Genomic DNA, 20,685 nt, shown 5'->3' on the forward strand with positions numbered 1-20,685 from the left:
CCGGCGACGACATCGGGCCCTGTGCTACGGTCCGCCGCCGGAGCACGGGGGATCCGGCCGAGGTTGCCGTTTCCCGTCAGGTGACGACGTTAGGGTTCTCCGTATGACGCACGCGGAGCAGCAAGCGCCGGATTCGGCGATACCGCCCCGTCAGGTCGAACCGACAGAGGGCATCGGGGGCGTGCTGAGCATCCGCCCCTTCCGCCGCTTCTGGTTCGCGGTCGCGGCCTCCGCGCTGGGCGATTGGCTCGCGTTGCTGGCGCTGACCTCGGCCGCGCTGTGGACCGTCGAGGGCGACTACCGCAAGCACGCCACCGCGGTCGCGGTGGTGTTCGCGCTGCGGATGTTGCCGGCCGCCGTGGTCTCCTCGGTGGCGGGCGCGATCGTGGACCACCTCGACCGGCGCTGGACGCTGGTGACGTGCGACGTGATCCGGGCCCTGGTGCTCGTGTCCGTGCCGTTCGTGGACAAGATGTGGTGGGTCTGGGGCGCGACCGCGGTGGTCGGTGTGGTCGGCGCGCTCGCCGGACCCGCCCGCGACGCCACCGTGCCCAACCTGGTGCCGCGCCAACGGCTGGGCACCGCCAACCAGTTCAACCTGGTCACCTCCTACGGCGCGGCTCCGGCGGCGGCGCTGCTGTTCATCCTCGGCGCGCTGATCGGCACCGCCTTCTCGCACGACGTGTCGATGTTCGTCGAGCACCCCTCGAACCTGGCCTGCTACACCGCGGGCGCGGTGTTCCTGCTCGCCTCGGTGTTCGCCTTCCTGATCCGGATGCCCACCCGCGGCCGCTCGGTCAGCACCCGGCGACCCAACCCCTTCAAGGTGCTCGCCGACGGGCGCAAGGTGTTCGGGCACGGGCGCACCGCGCGCGGCCTGATCGTCGGGATGATCGCGCTGTTCCTGGCGGGCGGCGCGCTGGTGGCCACCGCTCCGCTGCTGGTGGTCGGCCTGCACGCGGGCAACGCGGCCTACGGCACGGTGTTCCTGATGCTCATCGCGGGCGTCAGCGCGGGCATGTTGTGGGGCCCGAGGGTGGTGCCGGCGTTCAGCCGACGTCGGCTGTACGGCATGGCGGTGATGTTCGCCGGGCTGACCCTGCTGATCCTGGCCGCGGTCGCCAACGTGGTGGTGGCCGCGGTACTCGCCGCCGTGCTCGGCGTGTTCGCGGGCGTCGCGTGGGTCACCGGATACACCATGTACGGCCTGGACTTCGGCGAGGACCTGCGGGCCCGGGCGTTCGCGTTCGCGCAACTGATCGTGCGGATCGTGCTGTTCGTGGCGCTGGTCGCCGGGCCGATCGCCGCGGGCTACCTGGGCATGCGCTCGTGGGTGATCGCGGACCGGTTCACCTTCGACTACAGCGGAGCGGCGCTGGTCCTGGCCGGCACGGGCGCGTTCGTGGTGATCCTGGGCTGGGTCGCGCTGCTGAGCGTGGACGACCGGCGCGGCGTGCCGATCCTGCGCGACCTTGCCGCGGCCACCCGCAACGAGGACCACATCACCGGCCGACCGGCCGGGGCCACCGGTTTCTTCATCGCCCTGGAGGGCGGCGAGGGCGCGGGCAAGTCGACCCAGGCCAACGCGATCGCGGCCTGGATCCGGGCCAAGGGACACGAGGTCGTGGTCACCCGCGAGCCCGGCGCGACCGAGGTCGGCAAGCGGCTGCGGGCGATGCTGCTCGACCTGGACGGCGCTCCGGTCGACCCGCGCACCGAGGCGCTGCTGTACGCGGCGGACCGGGCCGAGCACGTGCAGACCGTGATCCTGCCCGCCCTGCGGCGCGGCGCGATCGTGATCAGCGACCGCTACATCGACTCCTCGATCGCCTACCAGGGCGCCGGTCGCGGCCTGGGCGCGCGGGAGATCGGCCGGGTCTCGCGCTGGGCCACCGACGGGCTGCTGCCCGACCTGACCATCCTGCTCGACCTGGACCCCGCGGTGGGACACGGCCGCTTCACCGAGGCGCCCGACCGCCTGGAGTCCGAGCCGCGCGAGTTCCACCTGCGGGTGCGGCACGCGTTCCTGGACCTGGCCGCGCACGACCCGGACCGCTACCTGGTGGTGGACGCCGACCAGGAGCCGGACGCGGTCACCACGCCGATCCGGCACCGGCTCGACCGCGAACTGCCGCTGTCCGAGCAGGAGAAGCGCCAGGCGCTGGAGCTGGCCAAGCGCATGCGCGAGGAGGACGCCCGGCGCAAGGCCGAGCAGGCCGCCCGGGACGCGGAGAAGGCCGCGCTGATCGCCCGGCTGCGGGCGGAGAGCGAAGAGCGTCAGCGCCAGGCCGAGCAGGCCCGGCTGGAGGAGGAGTCCGCGCGGCTGGCCGAGGAGGAGCAGCGGCACGCCGAGGAGGAGGCTCGCCGGATCGCGGCCGAGGCGGACGAGCGGGCCCGCGCCGCGGCCGAGGCGGCCGAGGAGGCCCGGCTGCACGCCGAGGCCGAGCGCCGTCGGCTCGCGCTGGAGGCCGAGCGCCGGGCCGAGGAGCAGCAGCGGGTCGCCGAGGAGGCCAAGGCCCGGGCCGAGGAGGCTCGGGTGCGCGCCGAGGAGGAGGCCGAGCGCCGCGACGAGCAGCGCCGCCGGCTGGAGGAGGCGTCCGCGCTCCAGGCCGAGCAGGCCAGGGCCGATGCCGAGGAGGAGCGCGAGGCGGCTCTGGAGCGGCAGCGGTTGGCCGAGGAGGAGCGCGACCGGTTGCAGGCCGAGGCGGCCCGCGACGTCGAGCGCATGCGGGCCGAGGAGGCGATCCGGGTCGCCGACGAGCGCCGGGCCGCCGAGGAGCGCCGGCGGGCGGAGGACGCGCTGCGCCGGGCCGAGTCGGATCGCCGCCGGGCCGAGCGGGAGGCATCGCGTGCGGCCGAGGCCGCGGCGTCGGCCCAGGCCCGCGCCGCGCAGGAGGCCGCCGCGCTGGCCGCGGAGGCGGGCCCCGCCCGGGACGGCGACATGGTCGAGACGCCGGTGCACGGGATCCGGCGGCCGGACCCGTCGATGGCGGACACGCCCGTACACGGCATCGCGAAGCCGCCCGCGGACGACGCCGACACCACCGAGTTGCAGCAGATCCGGCTGCGCGAGGCGGCCGAGGACACCCGGGAGATCCCGCAGGTGAGCCTGGACGAGACGCACGCACTGCCCACGGTCGTGCCGCCGCCGGCGGAGCCGGGCGATCACACGCTGGCCGACGACCTGCTCGGGCCGTGGACGGGCGACCCGGACGCGGACGACGCGGAAGCGGCGGACGCGGGTACGCCCGACGAGTCGGGCGAGCCGGGGCGCAAGCGGCGCTGGCGTCGTAACAAGGCCTGACGCCGGGGCCTGATCACGGAACCTGACGCCGGGGCCTGGTACGGGCCCCGGCGGTCCGGTCGTCGGGTGGTCGTGTCGGTCCGGTCGTCGGTCGCGGACTGGCGGTCCGGCCCTCGGGCGGGGCCTGGCGGTCCGGTCGTCGGTCGGGCTCCATCGGTCGGGCTCTGTCGGCCCGGCCCTCGGTCGGGTCCGTCCGAGGGTGACGTGGCCTCGATTGTCACGTCACCCCGGTACGGTCGTATCGGGGGTACACCGGATCGAGGAGACAAGAGCGCGTGACCGTCTGGGACGACCTCGTCGGGCAGGATCGCGTCGCCGAGCAGCTGCGCACGGCCGCCGGCGCCGCCCGGGCGGTCCTCGCGGGCGAGGGCGTCGGCGGGATGACCCACGCGTGGCTGTTCACCGGCCCGCCCGGGGTCGGCACGGCGACCGCCGCGCGGGCGTTCGCGGCGGCGCTGCAGTGCGTCAGCCCGGACTTGGCCCTGGGCGCCGAGCCCGGCTGCGGGCACTGCGACGGTTGCCACACCGCGCTCACCGGGACACACGCCGACGTCGACGTGGTCGCCACCGAACTGCTCTCGATCGGCGTCAAGGAGACCCGCGACCTGGTCCGCCGCGCGGCCATGACGCCGGCGGGCGGGCGCTGGCAGGTGATCATCCTGGAGGACGCGGGTCGGCTCACCGAGGGCGCGGGCAACGTATTGCTCAAGGCGATCGAGGAACCCGCCGACCGAACCGTGTGGCTGCTGTGCGCACCGTCCCTGGAGGACGCGCTGCCCACGATCCGCTCGCGCTGTCGCAATGTGGCGCTGCGTACGCCTCCGGCCGGCGCGGTGGCCGATCTGCTGATGCGCCGGGACGGAATCGACCCGGCGATGGCCGCGTTCGCGGCATCCGCGTCCGGCGGCGACATCAAGAGCGCACGCCGGTTGGCACTGGACGAACAGGCGCGTGGACGCCGGGCCGACGTGCTGCGGATCCCGATGGTGGTCGGCGACATCGGCCTGGCGATGGCCGCCGCACAACGGCTGGTGGACGCCGCCGCCGAGGACGCGAAGCAGGTCGCGGCGGAACTGGACGGTCGCGAGACCGAGGATCTGCGGGCCGCACTGGGGGCGGTCGGCGGCGGCCGGATGCCCAGCGGCACGGCCGGCGTGATGAAGGAACTGGAGAACAAGCAGAAGAAGCGGGCCACCCGTACCCAGCGGGACTGCCTGGACCGGGCACTGGTGGACCTGACCGCGTTCTACCGGGACGTACTGGCACTGCAACTGCGCGCGGCCGTGCCCCTGGCCAACGACGTGCTGCGCGCGGACCTGGACACGATCGCCAGCTCCTCCACGCCGGAGGCGACGCTGCGCCGGATCGAGGCGATCCTGGCCTGTCGGCGGGCGATCGACGCGAACGTGGCGCCGCTGCTGGCCGTCGAGGCGATGGTGCTGACGCTGCGGACGGGGTGAGGCCGGGTCGGTCGGGGCGAGCGCTTCCCGGCTTCGGGGCCGGCTCGGCCGAATGCCGCGTCGCGCGTTCGCTCCGTGGTCGGGGTGGGGTGGGCGTGGTTCGTGTTCGTGCTGTTCGTGCTGTTCGTGCGCCGCACTCGGCCCGTCCGGTCGCTTGTTCGACGGGGTGCGTCGGGAGGCCCGTCCGGTTGTTTGCGGGTGTGTTCGGTTCGGGCCTTCACTCCTTGGAGCGGAGGTGCTCCTCGGGCGGAACCCGGAACCCCCGCTCGGGCGTCATCGTGGGAGAGTTCGCGGGAACATTGTGGCTGGTGAGGTTCGGAAGGACGGTGCGGGGTTGCGTTCCGTGACCAGGACGCTCAAAGGTCTGCTGATCGCGGTGACCCTCGGGGCGGTTGTCGTTCTCGTGCTGAGAGCGCGCAAGTCGCGTGCTGCGGCCGACCCGGCCGAGAGCCTCTCGTCGACCGATTCGTCAGCTGATTCGGCAACTGATTCGACAGCGGGTCCGACGGACGTTTCGAAGACCGGTTCGAAGGCCGGTCCAGCGGAGGTTCCGGCGGAACCGGAGGCCGGTCCGGGGGGCGAACCGGGGCCTTGGGCCGCCATGTTGACGCCGGCCGAGGTGCGGGACGGGGCGTCGAGGCGGCCCGGGCCGATCGCGCCCGTCGCCCCGGCCGCGCGGGTCCGTGCGGCGGAGTCGACGAACGCGCCCGAGCGGACGAATGCTTCGGACTCGCCCCGGGTTCGGGCCGAGGCGCCGCTGCCGTTCGCACCGGTGGAGCTCACCTCGTCCGCGCCCGCGGGTCTGGCTCGACACGAGCCGATGCGCGTTGCCGAGGCCCGGCCGATCGGGGCCGACCCGGCGCCCGTTCGCCGCAAGCGTGGTGTGCGCTCGCCGCTGGGCATCGGGCTGCTCGCGCTGGCCGTGGTCGCGGCGGGCGTCGGCGGCACCGTCGCGTACCAGGGAATCTCCGACGACGACAAGCAGAACGTCGCGTCCTCCACCAGCGCCGACCCGTCGGTCGAACCGTCCGCCACGTCGGCCCAACCCAAGGCCGCGCCACAGAAGTTCACCAAGGTGGGCGCCAAGTCCGGTGGCACGCTGACCAGGACGACCCTCGCGGGCGGCCGGTCCGGAGTCACCGCCGATGTGTGGGTCTGGCTGCCGCCGGGCTACGACAACGCCGCCAACCAGGGCCGCAGTTACCCCGTACTGGTCACCCAGTCGGCGCTCCCGGGCATCGAGTCGAACAGCTTCGTGGACGACTCCGTGCCGTTCCTGACCAAGCTCGCGGCGGCCATCGAGGCCGGTACGGTCCCGCCGTACATCGTGGTCGCGCCCGAACTGATGCCGTACTCGAAGCAGGATGCGGAAGCCGGTCGGACGGCGGCCAAGGACACCGAGTGCAGCGACATCCCGAACGGGCCGAAGATGGCCACCTTCCACAACGAGGACGTGCGCGACGCGGTGCTGGCGACCTACCGCGCGAGTGCCGACCGCGCCTCGTGGGCGCTGATCGGGGACGGCTCGGGCGGCCTGTGCTCGGTCAAGTACGCGTTGCAGTACCCGCAGTACTACGCGGCGGCGGTCAGCCTGTCCGGCCGGACCACGCTCAAGTCCCCGCTGTGGGGCGCCGATGCGGCGGCGAAGGCGGCGAACGACCCGGTCAGGCTGCTCGACGCGCGGCCCGACGTACAGATCCTGCTCTCCGGTCACACCGGCAGCACGGGCAGCGAATTCGCCGCCAAGGCCAAGGCGCCGACGTCGGTCAAGGCGATCCCGGGCGCCGGCGGAGCCTCCGGCGACATAGTGCGTCAACTGCCCGAGGCACTCGCCTTCCTGGGCCGCAACACCCGGACCCCGGCGGCATGACGCGGCGCGGCGGGATCGGACCGGGCGCCCCGGGGCGGGCGGACGCGGCCCGGGCCCGCCGCGTACCGTTCGTGCGTGAGTGTCCGTTCGATGGTAGGCAGTACGCGTGAAACGAATATCCCGGGTGGGACTCCTCGGCCGTGCGATTCCGGTCGCGCTCGCCGTCGCGACAGTCGCGAGCTGTACGGTCGCGTCCGATCTCGGTGATGCCGCGGGTGGCGGCCGATCCGGCCCGGCCCGGCCCACCGTGGCCGGCGCCAAGGGACCGGCCACGCCCGGCGACCCCGATCCCCGGCTGGCGCGCTTCTACACCCAGCAACCGACCTGGAAGGCGTGCGAGAGCGACGACCCCGACGAGCGCAGCCAGGCCAAGGCGTTCCGCTGCGCGACGTTCACCGTGCCGCTCGACTACTCCCGGCCGACCGGCAAGACCATCGACATCGCGGTCACCCGCAAGACCGCGGGCAAGCCCGGACAGCGGATCGGCTCGCTGCTGCTCAACCCCGGCGGTCCGGGCGGCTCCGGGGTCGAGGCGGCGTGGTGGATGGCCGAGGACACCATCGGCAAGCCGCTCCAGGACGCCTACGACCTGATCGGCTTCGACCCGCGCGGGGTCGAACGCAGCGCGCCGGTGAAGTGCATGACCGACGCCGAGCGGGACGCGTACGTGGCCGAGGACCTGCCCGAGGACCCGATCCGGGCCGAGGCGCGGGCCAAGGAACGGGAGAAGACCTACGCGGCGGAGTGCCAGAGCCGGTCCGGCGAACTGCTGCCCTTCGTCGGCACCGACAACGCCGCACGCGACATGGACGTCCTGCGCGCGGCCCTGGGCGACGAGAAGCTCAACTACATCGGCTTCTCCTACGGCACCTACCTGGGCGCCACCTACGCGGAACGGTTCCCGACCCGCACCGGGCGACTGGTCCTGGACGGCGCGGTGGACCCGGCCGCGGACAACCTGAGTGCGTCGGTCGAGCAGCAGGTGGGCTTCGACCGGTCGTTGCGCCGTTTCGCCGAGGACTGCGCGGGGCGTTCGGGCTGCGCGCTCGGCAACGACCCGAAGACCGCGCCGACCAGGGCCGCCGACTTCCTCGAGGGCCTGCAGGAGAACCCGCTCACCGGCCGGGGCGGCCGCAAGCTCACCTCCAGCCTGGGCTGGACCGGCGTGATCAGCCTGCTCTACGGCGACAAGGACACCGCGTGGAAGTACCTGCGCGACTCGCTCGCCGACGCGATCGTGCGCATGTCGCCGGACGCGCTGCTGTTCTACGCCGACAACTACAACGGGCGGGACGAGGAAGGGCACTACGACAACAGCTCGGACGCGTTCATCGCGATCGGCTGTGCGGACGGGTCCGGGGACGCGCCGACGCCGGAGCAGGTGCAGGCCGCGCTGACCCGGCTCAAGGCCGAGGCGCCGCTGCTGTCGCGCGATGTCACCGCCGAGGACCTGACCGGGCAGAGCTGCGAGAACTGGCCGTTCAAGTCGCCGGCGAAGCCGCACACGATCCGCGCGCAGGGCAGCGCGCCGATCCTGGTGGTCGGGACGACGGGTGACCCGGCCACGCCGTACGCCTCGGCCGAGAAGTTGGCGAGCCAGCTGGCCGACGCGACGCTGCTGACCTTCGAGGGCGAGGGGCACACGGCGTACGGCGGCAACAGCACGTGCGTGGACGGGGCGGTGGAGGGGTTCCTGTTGCGGGGGAGCATGCCGGCGAAGGGGAAGCGGTGTAGTTGATGGGGTGGGCGGTGGCTGGTGGCCGGTGGCCGGCGATTGGTGGTCGGGCGGCGGGCTCGGCGTCACCGCGTCCCCGCGTCACCCTGTCCGCATCACCGCGTCGTCGCGTCGTCGCGTCGTCGCGTCGTCGGGAGTATCGCCGGGTTGCGTGGTTACCCTCCCCTGAGGTGCACGGTCGTACTGGGCTAGCTGAGGAGCGGGTCGCATGATGCGGGGTTCGTGCGCGAGGGTCGTTGCGGCGGCGGTCGGCCTGCTCCTGGTGGCGGGATGCGAGTCGGGATCGTCGGCGAAATCACCGGACCGGGTCGCGGACACCGCCAAGGCGCCCACGACCGCCGACCCGGACGGCACGCCCACCGACAAGGCGCCGCCGACCGCCGCGGTCGAGCCGATCGGGTGGACCGCGTGTACCGGCGGTTTCCAGTGCGGCACGCTCCAGGTGCCGCTGGACCACGCCAAGCCCGACGGCCCGAAGATCAAGCTCGCGGTGATCAAGAAGCCCGCCGGCGGCCCGAATCGCATCGGGTCACTGGTGCTCAACCCGGGCGGTCCGGGCGGTTCCGGTCTGGATTTCGCGCAGTACGCGGCCCTCAGATACCCGGCCGACCTGCGCAAGCGCTTCGACATCGTCGGCTTCGACCCGCGCGGCGTCGGCCGCAGCACCGCGATCGACTGCCTGCCCGACAACGCGATGGACACCTTCACCCAGCTCGACGCGACGCCGGACACCCCCGCCGAGGAGCAGGCCTGGCTGGATGGCACCGGCGCCTACGGGCGGGCCTGCGCAACCAGGTCGAGCGATCTGCTGGGCCATGTGAGCACCGTGGACGCCGCGCGCGACATGGACCTGCTGCGCGCGGCCCTCGGCGACGAGAAGCTCCACTACGTGGGCGCGTCGTACGGGACCTTCCTCGGCGCGACCTACGCCGAGCTGTACCCGAGCCGGGTCGGCCGGCTGGTCCTGGACGGCGCGATGGACCCGAGCCAGTCGGCGGTGGCCGCCAACAAGGTGCAGGGCGGCGGCTTCGAGACCGCGCTGGCGGCGTTCCTGGACAACTGCGTCGGCGGTGGCTCGTGCTCGCTCGGCGCGACCCGCGCGGCCGGCCTGGCCAAGATCCGCGGCCTGCTCGAACAACTCGACGCGCGCCCGCTGCCCGGCGACGCCACCCGCAGGGTCACCGAGTCGATCGCGACCACGGGCATCCTGTCGCCGCTGTACTCCAAGGACCAGTGGCCGGACCTGCGGCAGGCGCTGGAGGCGGCACTGCGCGGCGACGGGCAACCGCTGCTCGAACTCAACGACCAGTACTACGAGCGCGGCCCGGACGGAAAGTACAAAAACCTGATGGCCGCCAACGCGGCGGTGAACTGCCTGGACGCGCCGCCGGCCGCCACGTCCCGGGAGGACGTCGAGCGCGAGCTGCCCGGCTACCTGGCCGACTCGCCGACCTTCGGCCGCAACCTTGCCTGGGCCGGCCTGACCTGCGCCTCCTGGCCGATCCCGCCGACCGGCCGGCCACACCCGATCAGGGCCGAGGGCGCCGCCCCGATCCTGGTGGTGGGCACGACCCGGGACCCGGCCACCCCATACACATGGGCCCAATCCCTGGCCGGCCAACTGGCCTCCGGCACCCTCCTGACCTACGACGGCGACGGCCACACCGCCTTCGGCCGAGGCAGCGACTGCATCGACCGCACGGTGGTCGACTACCTCACCCAGGGCACCGTCCCCACCAAGGGCAAGACCTGCCGCTGACCCCCGACAAACGCGCGTGTGGACCACCCCGACGGGTGTGTACACTCATTCCCTGTCGCCACCTTCGAGGTGGACGGACAAGCCGCCTTAGCTCAGTCGGCTAGAGCGACGCACTCGTAATGCGTAGGTCAAGGGTTCGACTCCCTTAGGCGGCTCAGTTTTTCTACGGGCAGCACTTCGCTGACCTGGGGTTTTAGGCTCCGATTGGTGTGAACCAGTCGGAGCCTTCTGCTTTCCGGGACCTCGGATGTGTCCAGGGTGTGTCCGGCGGTTTTGATCTTCACCCGTTGCCTAGACGGAAGCCTCGAACAGCAACGTCCTCCTGGAGCACCCGGACCAGGCCATCGGATCTTCTCGGAGAGCCTCGGCCACTAACGGGGCCGAGACTCGTGCCTCACGCGCACTTTGCCTCACGACTCTCTGTCAGGCGACGCCCGTACGGTGTCGGCATGACCAACTGACCTCTGCTCTCTCTGTGCCTTGCTGCCGCTGGGAGGCAATTCGGGTTCGACGTCTGTTCAATGAAGGGACGGTCACAACCAGAGGAGTGCGAGCACGTCACATGGTTACGATTGAGCTGCCGAGGCTGCTCGGTGCTTGGCCATAGAGAAGGGGTCCATGCGCGTCGATGACGTCCAGCCCGGCATCCGCCTGACCGGGCTGACCTCAGGGGCGGTCACCATCGTGGCTGTCACACGGATCAGTCACGCCTTGCAGGTGACTTTCCGGGACGATCACGGACACTTGTTTGACCAGGTGCTCTTCCCTAACGACATTGCTTCGCTGCAACCAGAGGCACCGAAGTCGCGGTGGTCGTTCGACGCCGATCCCGCGCAGTTCCGTCTGGCCGCCGAGGCACTGCGTATGCGGCACGCAGGTCTGTCCGACCCGATGCTGGCTGTGGAGACAAGCTCCATTGATCCGCTGCCCCACCAGATCCGCGCCGTTTACGGCTCCATGCTGGCCCAGACCGGCTCCTTGCGTTTCCTGCTCGCGGACGATCCGGGCGCCGGGAAGACGATCATGGCTGGTCTGTACCTCAAGGAGTTACTGCTGCGTGGCGATGTGCAGCGTTGCCTGATCGTCGCCCCTGGAGGGCTGGTCGAGCAGTGGCAGACCGAAGTCGCGGAGAAGTTCGGAATCGAGATGGCGATCTTGACGCGCGATCTCGCGGAGGCCGACCGCGACGGCGACCCGTTCCGACAGAACCCGATGCTGATCGCGCGCATGGACCAACTGGCCCGCAACGGAGAGTGGCAGACCGCACTCGCAGAGTCGGAATGGGACCTCATCGTCGTGGACGAGGCCCACCGCATGAGCGCATCTTGGTTCGGAAACGAACTCAAGCGCACCCGCCGCTACGAACTGGGCCAGCTGCTCGGCAAGATCACCCGGCACTTCCTGCTCATGACCGCGACGCCGCACTCCGGGTCGGAAGCCAATTTCCAGACCTTCCTTGCCCTGCTGGACCCTGACCGATACGACGGCCAGTACCGCCAGGGCGTGCACTCCACCGACACCACCGGACTGATGCGCCGGATGATCAAGGAAGACCTGCTTACGTTCGAGGGCAAGCCGCTCTTCCCCGAGCGGGTGGCTGAGACCATCGAGTACACCCTCTCCGCGCAGGAGATGCTCCTGTACGAAGAGGTCACCGAGTACGTACGCACGGAGATGAACAGGGCCGAGCAGGCCGACGGCAAGCGGCGCACGGTCGGCTTCGCGCTCACGGTCATGCAGCGGCGTCTCGCATCCAGTCCTGAGGCGATTTACCAGTCGATCCGGCGCCGCATTGCCCGGCTGCGAACCCACCGTGAGCAGACGCTGGCGGGCCCGTTCGTCCCCCCGCCCGAGACGCTGTCGTTCGACCCGGACGACTTCGACTCCGACGAGCTGGGAGCCGCCGAGCGGGAGCAGCTGGAGAGCGAGGTCCTGGACGCTGCTACCGCTGCGCGCACGGCAGCCGAGCTGGACGCCGAGCTCGCGGTCCTGGCACGTCTGGAGGGGATCGCCCAGCAGGTGCGTGCCTCGGGTGAGGACCGCAAGTGGCAGGAGTTGCGTTCCCTCGTCCTCAAGGCCCGCGAGGATGGCATGAGCGGCGCCCACCACATCCCGCGCAAGATCATCATCTTCACCGAGCACCGCGACACCCTCGACTACCTCGCAGGCCGCATCACCACCCTGTTGGGTGGCGATGGGGATGCCGTGCGCACGATCCACGGCGGCACCGCGCGACAGGCACGTCGGGAGATCCGCACCAAGTTCACCAACGATCCGCGTTGCCACGTCCTGATCGCCACCGATGCCGCCGGCGAAGGACTGAACCTTCAGGCCGCGCACCTGATGGTCAACTACGACCTCCCCTGGAACCCCAACCGGATCGAGCAGCGCTTCGGGCGTATTCACCGCATCGGCCAGCGCGAGGTCTGCCGACTGTGGAACCTTGTGGCTTCCCAGACCAGAGAGGGTCAGGTCTTCCAGCGCCTGCTGACCAAGATCGAGCAGCAGCGCCGTGCCTACGGCGGCAAGGTCTTCGACGTCTTGGGGGAGAACGCCTTCGCGGACGAACCGCTGCGCGACCTGCTCATGCGAGCCATCCGCTACGGCGAGCAGCCCGAGGTCCGGGCCTACCTGGACCAGGTCATCGACAAGTCCGTGGCCGACGGGCTACAAGAATTGATCAAGGAACGTGCCCTGGCCACCCCGGACATCGGGCTGGAAGAGCTGGCCAAGCTGCGTCGGCAGATGGACGAGGCCCGCGCCCGGCGCATGCAGCCCCACTTCGTGCAGGCATTCGTCATGGAGTCCCTGCGTGCCCTGGGTGGGCGGGCATCCAAGCGGGAGAAGGACCGGTTCGAGCTGACCCAAGTGCCCGCTGTCCTGCGCGAAGGTCGGCGCACAGTAAGTCCGCGCTACGCACGCATCACCTTCGAGCCCTCGGCCGTCGTGATACCCGGCCGACCGGACGCCGAGCTCATAGCGCCCGGTCATCCGCTGATGGACGCGATCATCACCGAGATCCTGAACAGGTACGGTGACGCCCTGACCCGCGGAGCTACCTTCCTGGACCAGAGCATCACCACGCCACAGCTCGTGTTCGCCCTCTTGGAAGAGCTCTCGGACGGGCGCGGCACCGCGATCAGCAAGAGGTTCGAGTACGTCTCCGTGCTGCCGGACGGAACCGCACAGCCGGCAGGCCCCGCCCCGTACCTCGACTTGACCCTGCCCGCAGGTCTGAACCTTGAGCAGCGCGTCGCACTGGCCCTTGCCGTCGACTCCGAGCTGTCCACCGCCTGGCTAGCCGAAGGCGTGGAGAAGATCGCCCAGAACTGGGCGATCCAGCACGGTCTCCCCGAGCACCGCGCCGACGTCGCCGCCCGCGTCGTCCCGGCCGTCCAGCGCACACGCAAACTTGTACGGCAGCGGCTGCTGGCGCAGATGAACTACTGGGACGGCGAGTCGATCAAGCTCGCCGAGGCCCAAGCGGCTGGCAAGAAGATTCGCATGTCGCCGGCCACCGCACGTGACCGCGCCCGATCACTGGAGGCCCGGCTCGATCACCGTCAAGGCGAGCTGAACCTCGAAACCCAGGTCAACGTGCACCCGCCACAGATCATCAGCGCCGCGCTCGTCCTGCCCGCCACGGTCATCCCGGGAGCCGCCGGCGAACAACCGACAGCTGGCAGCTTCGCTCTGGACACCGCTGTCACCGAGCGTCGGGCCGTCGATGCCGTGCTGGCTGCCGAGCGTCGGCTCGGCCGAGACCCTGAGGAGATGGCGCACTCCAACAAGGGCTTCGACATCCGTTCCCTCAAGCCCGATGGCCACCTGATCTTCATCGAGGTCAAAGGGCGAGTGCTGGGTGCTGACAACTTCACCGTCACCACCAGCGAGGTCGGCTACGCCAAGAACGCCGAGCCCAACTACCGGCTTGCGCTGGTTGCTGTCGATCCTGAGACTCCTGACGGGTCGAACGACCGGGTCCGCTACGTGCTCAACCCTTTCGCTGACCTGATCTTGGACAAGTACGTCGACGATCTCCGCCGGAAGTGGAAAGCTGAATGGGAGCGCGGGGTCGAGCCCCTCTGACGTACGGAAAACATGCTTCATGCCTTTGACTATCGCCCGAGGCACGATTCGGGCCTCTCGAAATCTGAAGTGAACAGGTGGACACCGCAGTGCAGCCCGGAACGCCGTCAGGTTCTGTCCCTCGACGCAAGCTCATCGAGGTCTCCCTCCCGCTGGAAGACATTAACGCCGAGTCGATCCGCGAGAAGGAGCCCTTCACTCGCAACCACCCTCGCTCTGTGCACGTTTGGTGGGCACGACGTCCGCTGGCTGCAGCTCGAGCAGTGCTGTTCAGCCAACTGGTTGATGACCCATCTAGTCATCCCGAGCGGTTCCCGACGGATTCTGAACAAAAGGCTGAGCGTGAGCGTCTGCACGGCATCATCCGGCGCTTGGTGGTTTGGGAAAACGTCAACGACGATACTCTCTATCGAGAGGCTCGCGACGAGATTGCAAATTCCACGGAAGGGAATCCGCCAGCGATTCTAGATCCGTTCGCAGGTGGTGGCACGATTCCCCTGGAGGCGCAGCGCCTTGGCCTCGAGGCTCATGCCAGTGACCTCAACCCAGTTGCCGTGCTGATCAACAAGGCGCTTATCGAGATTCCGCCGAAGTTTGCCGGGAAGCCTCCTGTTTTCCCTGGCGCAGCGGAGACGCAGATGGGCTCGTGGCCGCATGCCACGGGTCTTTCAGAGGACATTCTCCGGTACGGTTCCTGGATGCGCGACCGGGCGCAAGAGCGGGTCGGGCACCTTTATCCGAAGGTGCGAATTCCCGTGCTGGGGCCCGCTGGCGAACATACCGGCAAGACTAGCGAGGCCGCCGTCATCGCATGGATCTGGGCTCGCACCGTGATCTGCCCGAACCCAGCCTGCGGAATCCGCATGCCTTTGGCGCGCACGTGGTGGTTGAGTAAGAAGAAAGGCAAGGAGGCATATGTAATCCCCACGGTGGTCGACGACGCGGGCGCGCCCGGCGGTCGACGTGTGGAATTTAATATCGGGAACGACCCGAAGCGTGCACCAAATAAGGCCCACGATGGCACAGTCAGTAAGTCCGGAGCCGTCTGCGTGGCTTGTGGAGGCGCTGCAGAACTCGCATATATTCGAAGTGAGGGGAAAAGAGCGAAATTTTCAACCCAGCTTATGGCAATCGTCGCGGAGGGGAACCGGAACAAGTTCTATGTCCCGCCGACTCGGGAGCATACTGACGCCGCCAACGTTGCGCTCCCCGAAAATTTGCCGCAGGGATCACTCCCTAGAGCGGCTCTCGGGTTCCGCGTCCAGGGGTACGGAATGACGGAATGGGCTGATCTGTTCACCTTTCGACAGCTTTCGGCGCTAACAGTGTTCAGCGATCTGGTTGGCGAGGTTCGCAAGAGAGTGCTCGAAGACGCCGTTGGTAACGGTATTCCTGAAGGGGTGGGACTATCCGATGGCGGCATCGGGGCAAAAGCCTACGCCGATGCCGTTTCTGTGCTGCTCGGAATGACTTTTAGCCGGGGAGTAGATATGCATAATGCCATCTGCTCATGGAACGGCTCTAACGAGAATGTTAGGGCACTCTTTGCACGCCAGGCGATCCCTATGTCATGGGATTTCGTGGAGGCGAATCCGGTTGGTAAAATTGGCGTTCTGTTGACACTTGAATCCACAGCGCAGGCGCTTCGGTCAGTTGAACCTTCGCTTAAACCTGGTGTCGCCATCCAGGCTGATGCTGCGACTCGTGACTACTCAAAGGTAGTTATCTCTACCGATCCTCCCTATTATGACAATATCGGATACGCTGACCTTTCAGATTTCTTTTACGTCTGGCTGCGCCGTTCGTTCCGGAATATTCTACCAAGTCTGTTCGATACCTTGCTCGTGCCGAAGGGCGATGAGCTCGTCGCGGACCCGAATAGGCATGGTGGAAAAGGAGGGGCTGAAGCCTTCTTTGAGACTGGATTCAATAAGGTATTTGCAAATGCCCGGCTCTCCGCCTCTCCCGACTATCCGATTTCCGTTTTTTATGCCTTCAAGCAGGCTGAGCTTGAAAATGAAGGCGTGGCAAGTACCGGCTGGTCCACATTCCTTGAAGGGCTGATTCGGAGTGGATGGGTGATTACTGCAACATGGCCGGTTCGTAGTGAGAGGGCTTCCCGAATGCGGGGGCTCGGCTCTAATGCGCTTGCCTCGTCGATCGTGTTGGCTCTCCGTCCCCGCGCGACGACCGCCCCGGGGACGGACCGCACTGGATTCCTGTTTGCTCTGAACACTGAACTGGAAGAGGCACTGCCTCGCATCCGGGAAGGTGCAATCGCTCCAGCGGACTTGCGCCAGACGATCCTAGGCCCGGGTATGGCCGTGTTCTCCCGTTTCTCCCGAGTGCTGGAAGACGACGGCTCCACGATGCCCGTGAAGACTGCACTGGCGCTGATCAACCAGACGTTTGACGCGCTGCAGAACGAGCATGATGCCGAGCTGGACCCCGACACCCGGTTTTGCCTGGACTGGTTCCGCTCCTACGGATGGGACACGCGCCCCTATGGTGACGCAGAGTCGCTGGCCGTGCCACTGGGTTTGTCCGTCGAAGGGATCGCCCGCAGTGGAACCCTCACCTCCGGCACTGGCAAGGTCGCGCTGATCAAGCCGCAAGACCTCGACCCCCGGTGGAATCCGGCTCACGACGACCGGCTGTCGCTCTGGGAGGTCACCTGCCACCTGGCGCGCGCGTATGCGACTGAGGGGCGCGAGGAGGCCGCCAGGCTCATGGCCGAGGTGAAGGGGAGGGCGAACCTGGACGAGGTCAACCGCCTGGCCACCCGCCTGTACGAGCTGATGGAGTCTCAGGACTCCTTGACCGCTGGCCTGTTCAATGGGCTCGGTGGTGCGTGGGCCGATGTCTCCGCAACGTCGACCACGATCCGCCCGGCCGCTGTGGCCGAGATGCTCTTCGGGGAGGAGATCTGATGGCGTTGACGAACAATGAGAAGGTACTGCGCAGCTTTGACCAGCTGCTTGAGGGCATGCGGCCATGGGTCGATATGCGTATGTCCGCCCAGGTCCCAGCTGGAAAGGACTGGGTCGAGGTGATCGCCGCTGAGGACGTGGCGAAGTTCGGCACAGCCAAGACGTATTCGCGAGACGATGCTCGGTTTCTGCTGCGGGTAGTTACGGAGAAATGGAAGGTCTTCGAGAAAGACCTCTCGCGTCCGCAATCCGCATTGGCCTCTGAGCTGCGGGAGACCGCGAACGCGGCTCACCACGGGCAGAAGTTCTCCTCGGACGACACCTACCGTGCGCTGGACACGATCGAGCGTCTGCTGACGGTGATCGGTGCCGGGGACGAGGCCGATGCGGTCGCGAAGATGCGGATGGAGCACCAGCGGGAGGTCTTCGAGAAGCAGACACGCAACCGGCTGATGCGCGAGGCGCAGGCGGTCAAGGTGGCCGGTATGCAGGCCGGTACGGCGGTCAAGCCGTGGCGCGAGGTCATCCGGCCGCACGCCGATGTGATCCGTGGGCAGTTCTCTGCCGCGGAGTTCGCTGCCGACCTGTACGCGGTGGCCCATGGCCACACCGCAGCGCCGGAGTATCTGAACCCGGCCGAGTTCTTTTCCCGTACGTATATCACAAGTGGTCTGTCCGACCTGCTGACCCGAGCGCTCAAGCGTCTCTCCGGGGATGCCGGGGCGAGCCCGGTGATAAATCTGCAGACCCAGTTCGGTGGCGGCAAGACGCACTCGATGTTGGCTCTGTACCACCTGTTCTCCGAGGGTCTGGCCACGAGTGCGCTGTCTCAGGCCGTGCAGGATGTCGTGCACGCTTCCCTGCCCACAACCAAAGGTGACCCACTGAGGTCGCTGGATGTACAGCGGGTCACGTTGGTGGGTACGAAGCTCTCCCCGAGCCAGCCGATCGTCAAGGACGACGGCACGCAGGTGCGCACGATCTGGGGGGAGCTGGCCTGGCAGCTCGGAGGCCGTGAGGCGTTCGACCGCGTTGCGATTGCGGATGCGACCGGCACCGATCCCGGCGATGCGCTGGATGCCGTCGTGCGTGACGTCGTCGCCGGCGGCAAGAGCGTGTTGATCCTGATCGACGAGTGGGTGGCCTACGCCCGCCAGCTAGTGGGGCGCGACGATCTGCCCGGCGGATCCTTCGCCACGCAGCACACCTTCTCCCAGCACCTGACCGAGCTGGCCAAGTCCATCCCGGGCGCCATGCTCGTGGTCTCCATCCCCGCCTCCGACTCTCTGGACAACGGAGGCGGCGGCTCGGCGCTGGAGGTGGGTGGCCCCAATGGACACGTCGCTCTGGAGACCCTGCAGAACACCATCGGACGCAACGCCGACGACTGGCGGCCGGCCAACAACATCGAGTCCTTCGAGATCGTGCGTCGGCGTCTGTTCGAAGAACCCGATGCCGTGGCATTGGCGGACATCTCCGCCGTGGCCAAGCAGTACGTGAAGTACTACCAGGAGAACACCGGGTTCTTTCCGCGTGAGACGACCACCGGCAAGTACGAGCAGCGGATCCGGGCGGCGTACCCGATCCATCCCGAGTTGTTCGACCGGCTCTACGAGGACTGGTCGACGCTGCCGAAGTTCCAGCGCACCCGAGGTGTGCTGCGTCTGATGAGTGTGGTCATCAACTCGTTGTGGGCTGCTGGTGACACCATGCCGCTCATTACGCCCGGCGCGGTGCCCATCCATGACACCCAGGTCTTCAGCGAGATCACCAAGTATCTCGACGACAACTGGAAGCCGGTCGTAGACAAGGACGTCGACGGCGAAGGCGCCACCCCCGTTCAGATCGACCGCGAGCGTCCGTCGTTCGGACAGCGAGCGCTCACCAGGCGCGTCGCCCGGTCGGTGTTCATCGCGACGGTCCCGACGCTCCGCTCGGCGCACAAGGGCGTGGACATCCAGCAGCTCCGCTTGGGAACCGCAGTACCCGGTGACGTCATCAACCACATCGGTGACGCCCGCGCACTGCTGGGGCAGCGTGCCACGTACTTCTACGAAGACGGTGACCGCTCCTGGTACGACCTGGCGGCTTCCGTGTCCCGGGTGGCAGCCGACCGGGCCGCTGGCTACAGCGAGGCCGACGTGCACGCCACGATCGTCGAACGCCTCAAGGCCGTGGGGAAGGCAACCAAGGCTTCCTTCGGCGCCGTGCATGCTGCACCTCTCGACACCGGGGACATCCCCGATTCCGAGGTTCTCAAGCTCGTGGTCATGCACCCGAAGTTCACCTGGGGCAAGGATGCCTCTACCGCCACGGACTTCGCGGAGCGTCTCCTGCGGGAGGCCGGTAACGGGCAGAGACAGCGACGCAACATGCTGGTCATGGTCGCCGCCGATCGTGAAACCTACCCCGAGCTCGAGGGCGTAGTACGCGAGTACCGGGCCTGGCAGTCCATTGCCGACGAGGCCGATGAGCTCGAGCTCAGCGCCCAGCAGCGCAAGCAGTCCATCACCCGTGCCCGCCAGTTGGACGCGGCCGTCGACGACCGTGTCCGTGCCGCCTTCACCGCAGCGCTGATTCCCACCGAGCTGCCTGGCCAGAAGTCGACCATCGCCTTCACCCGTGTCGCCAAGGATGGGGGCTCCCTGGCCGAGCGCGTCACCGCAGCGCTCAAGGCCAAGGGGTGGATCACCCCAGTGCTTGGGGCCACGCTCGTGCGCATGGCTCTCGAAAGCGCCCTGGCCAACGCTTGGAGCAAGGGGCACGTGCGGTTCGGCGACCTGTGGTCTTGGTACACCCAGTACCCGTACCTGAAGCGCTTGCCCAACCGGCAGGTACTTGAGCAGGCCGTACTCAGCGCTGCCGACGTCCTCCTGTGGCAACAGGACGCCTTCGCCCTCGCCGATGGTTACGACGAGGCCAACGACGAGTACCAAAACCTGTGGATCCATGGTGACAAGCCCGAGCCCGGCTTCGTCACTGACGACATGCTCCTCGTCCAGCCGGGACGAGCGGTCGCCCAGCGTGCACGGGTCGTCGCCACCCCGCCAGCTGAGCCGGAGATCCCGGCAGAAGATGCCGGCAGCAGCGAAGACAGCACCCCGCAGCCCAGCATCGTCATGCCTCTCCCGGGCGCCGGTTCTCAGCCTTCGATGCCGATGGCCAAGAAGGTCGCGCGGAGGTTCTGGGGCGTCAAGACTCTCAACCCCAACCGTCCTGCCGCCGACTTCGCCAACATTCAGCAGGAAGTCCTCGCACACCTTGAAGCCGCCGACGGCGTCCGGCTCGAGGTTCGTATCGAGATCACCGCAACCACCGACGATGGTTTCACCGAGCAGCAAGTGCGAGCCGTCCGCGAGAACGCCGTCCAGTTGAAGTTCGAGGACAGTGGCTTCGAGGAAAGCTGAGCAACTTACACACCGATCCATAATCGGACATGCGGCAGGCCCCTTTGCGACCCGGGATGAGGCAGCCTCCCATTCCGGGAGGAGGAGGCCAAGATTTGTCTTCGACCCTGGCCTCGTGCACGAGCGCTGAG

The 20,685-nt window shown here is 68.4% G+C and carries 8 protein-coding genes and 1 tRNA gene; all 9 read left to right on the forward strand.

Going from position 1 to position 20,685, the window contains the following annotated elements; all coding sequences use genetic code 11:
• Positions 1 to 103: 103 nt before the first annotated feature.
• Positions 104 to 3,304: a dTMP kinase gene (gene tmk, locus ACZOOI_RS15765; RefSeq protein ID WP_465276466.1), complete on the forward strand. Its 3,201-nt coding sequence runs from the start codon at positions 104 to 106 to the stop codon at positions 3,302 to 3,304.
• A 275-nt stretch (positions 3,305 to 3,579) separates the two neighbouring features.
• On the forward strand, positions 3,580 to 4,764 hold the full coding sequence (locus ACZOOI_RS15770) for a DNA polymerase III subunit delta' (protein ID WP_465276467.1): 1,185 nt from the start codon (positions 3,580 to 3,582) through the stop codon (positions 4,762 to 4,764).
• A gap of 772 nt (positions 4,765 to 5,536) precedes the next feature.
• Positions 5,537 to 6,634 carry an alpha/beta hydrolase gene (locus ACZOOI_RS15775; protein ID WP_465276468.1) on the forward strand — a complete coding sequence of 366 codons (1,098 nt, stop codon included), beginning with the start codon at positions 5,537 to 5,539 and terminating at the stop codon, positions 6,632 to 6,634.
• 106 nt (positions 6,635 to 6,740) lie between these two features.
• Positions 6,741 to 8,372, forward strand: a complete 1,632-nt coding sequence (locus tag ACZOOI_RS15780) for an alpha/beta hydrolase (protein WP_465276469.1) — start codon at positions 6,741 to 6,743, stop codon at positions 8,370 to 8,372.
• A gap of 205 nt (positions 8,373 to 8,577) precedes the next feature.
• Positions 8,578 to 10,128, forward strand: a complete 1,551-nt coding sequence (locus ACZOOI_RS15785) for an alpha/beta hydrolase (protein ID WP_465276470.1) — start codon at positions 8,578 to 8,580, stop codon at positions 10,126 to 10,128.
• Positions 10,129 to 10,209: 81 nt separating this feature from the next.
• Positions 10,210 to 10,283: transfer RNA gene (locus tag ACZOOI_RS15790), tRNA-Thr, on the forward strand.
• A 463-nt stretch (positions 10,284 to 10,746) separates the two neighbouring features.
• The gene (locus ACZOOI_RS15795) at positions 10,747 to 14,217 is read left to right on the forward strand and encodes a helicase-related protein (protein WP_465276471.1); all 3,471 of its coding nucleotides are present in this window, start codon (positions 10,747 to 10,749) and stop codon (positions 14,215 to 14,217) included.
• A gap of 176 nt (positions 14,218 to 14,393) precedes the next feature.
• Entirely contained in the window at positions 14,394 to 17,147 is a 2,754-nt protein-coding gene (locus tag ACZOOI_RS15800) for a DUF1156 domain-containing protein (protein ID WP_465281209.1), read from the forward strand.
• Positions 17,147 to 20,554, forward strand: coding sequence for a Swt1 family HEPN domain-containing protein (locus tag ACZOOI_RS15805; RefSeq protein WP_465276472.1), 3,408 nt, complete (start codon positions 17,147 to 17,149; stop codon positions 20,552 to 20,554). Before ACZOOI_RS15800 ends, ACZOOI_RS15805 begins: the two co-directional genes overlap by 1 nt.
• Positions 20,555 to 20,685 lie beyond the last annotated feature (131 nt).

The sequence above is a fragment of the Embleya sp. L77 genome, assembly GCF_055557415.1.

Excerpts from the sequence above, each read along its gene's own strand:
- ACZOOI_RS15795 (WP_465276471.1), top strand. The coding sequence starts at position 10,747 with ATGCGCGTCGATGACGTCCAGCCCGGCATCCGCCTGACCGGGCTGACC.
- ACZOOI_RS15785 (WP_465276470.1), top strand. The coding sequence starts at position 8,578 with ATGATGCGGGGTTCGTGCGCGAGGGTCGTTGCGGCGGCGGTCGGCCTG.
- ACZOOI_RS15805 (WP_465276472.1), top strand. The coding sequence starts at position 17,147 with ATGGCGTTGACGAACAATGAGAAGGTACTGCGCAGCTTTGACCAGCTG.
- tmk (WP_465276466.1), top strand. The coding sequence starts at position 104 with ATGACGCACGCGGAGCAGCAAGCGCCGGATTCGGCGATACCGCCCCGT.